The organism is uncultured Thiodictyon sp., assembly GCF_903828115.1.
Lineage (GTDB): Bacteria > Pseudomonadota > Gammaproteobacteria > Chromatiales > Chromatiaceae > Thiodictyon.
The window spans coordinates 1-1,702 of record NZ_CAIKKU010000689.1; the positions used below are offsets into that span (position 1 = coordinate 1).

A 1,702-nucleotide genomic window follows, 5' to 3' on the forward strand; every position below is an offset into this window, starting at 1 on the left:
GGCCGGGCGACTGACCGTGCGGGAGACGAAGTTCGGCAAGTCCCGGTACGTGCTCCTGCATCCCAGTACGCGGGATGCCTTACGTGACTACCGCCAGCGGCGCGATCTGAACATCACCCCGTCAGAGGAGACGCCCTTTTTCATCACCACCCGTGGCCGGCGGCTCGGCGGTGTCATGTCCCCGCGTCAAGTCGATCGGGTCTTCGAGCAGCTGCGTCAGCACTTGGGCTGGGTCAACCGCGGTTCGCATGCCGCCATCCGCGTCCATGATCTACGCCACACCTTTATCGTCCGCCGTCTGGTGCTGTGGCAGGCCCAGGGCGTGGACATCGACCAAGCCATGCTGGCCTTGTCGACCTATGTCGGCCACGTCCGGGTGAGCAATACCTATTGGTATCTGTCCGGCGTGCCCGAACTGCTGGGACTGGCAAGCGAGCGCTTCGAGCCGCTGCCGCCCACTGCGGAGGTCGACCATGTCTGAGGCCAAGATGTCGATTGCCCCCTCGTTTCCGGCGCTGGTGCAGCAATTCTTCACGGTGTACCTCGTCAACCAGCGGGCCATGAGCCCGCATACCGTCGCCGCTTACCGCGATGCCTTGGTGCTGTTTCTGAACTTCGCCAGCCAGCGCTTGGGCAAAGAACCGACCGCGCTGTCGCTGACCGACATCGTGCCCGATCTGATCCTGGCATTCCTCGATCATCTGGAGCAGGAGCGCCACAATACGGCGCAAACCCGCAATCTGCGACTCGTGGCGCTGCGTGCCTTCCTGAAATTCGCGGCACGCCGGGACGTGACCGCCTTGCAGAGCATCGAGCAAGCGTTGGGCGTGCCCCTGAAACGCTTCGAGCAACCCATCCTCGGGTTCTTGACGCGCGAGGAGATGTTGGCGGTGATCGGCGAGCCGGGCGAGACCTGGACTTCGCAGCGCGACCATCTCTTGCTGACCATGCTCTACAACACCGGGGCACGGGTCTCGGAGATGACGGGTGTGCAGGTCGGCGACGTCGTGCTCGAGACCTCGCCCTGCGTCCATCTGCATGGCAAAGGGCGTAAACGACGCTCCGTTCCGCTGTGGACGGCCACCGTACAGGCGGTTCGCGCCTGGCTGCGGCGCAACCCCTCACTGGGGAGCACGGCGCCCCTGCTGCCCAACCGCAACGGACAGGCGATGACACGCTCCAATGTCAACAAACGCCTGGCAATCGCGGTGGCGCGTGCCGCCGAGCGCTATCCCAGCCTCAACACGCGGCACATCTCGCCTCACTCGGTTCGCCACTCCACCGCCATGCATATGCTGCAGTCCGGCGTCGCCTTCAGCGTGATCGCGCTTTGGCTGGGGCATGAGAGCATGACAACCACGCATCGCTACGTCGAGGCCGATTTGACGATGAAGCAAAACGCTCTGGCCCGCCTTCAGGAGCCCGCGATGGGACCGACACGCTACCAGCCGCCCGACGAGCTGATGCGCTTCCTTTTGGACCTGTAACTATGTAGAGATAGAGTCGCGCCGATGTCCAGCAGCTGCGGCGCTGGCGCGACAACTCTACATAAACAGGACCTCTACATAAGCCCCCCTACCGGTCACTCGGCTGGGACAAGACGACCGCATGGATCGATCGAAAACCACGCACTTGCGAGTCGACGACAAGTGACCGCTGAGCGAACCACAGCGGTCCTCATGCCTGCCGATAGAGCGCCGCC

At 63.6% G+C, this 1,702-nt stretch carries 2 protein-coding genes; both read left to right on the plus strand.

Annotated features, from left to right (window positions below; genetic code table 11):
* The coding region (locus tag QZY48_RS26025) for a tyrosine-type recombinase/integrase (RefSeq protein WP_295436432.1) at positions 1-481 on the plus strand (481 nt) is incomplete at its 5' end.
* On the plus strand, positions 474-1,487 hold the full coding sequence (locus tag QZY48_RS26030; protein ID WP_295436433.1) for a tyrosine-type recombinase/integrase: 1,014 nt from the start codon (positions 474-476) through the stop codon (positions 1,485-1,487). The genes QZY48_RS26025 and QZY48_RS26030, both read left to right, overlap by 8 nt.
* The last annotated feature ends 215 nt before the right edge of the window (positions 1,488-1,702 follow it).

Coding starts and splice junctions, on each gene's coding strand:
- QZY48_RS26030 (WP_295436433.1), top strand. CDS start 474: ATGTCTGAGGCCAAGATGTCGATTGCCCCCTCGTTTCCGGCGCTGGTG.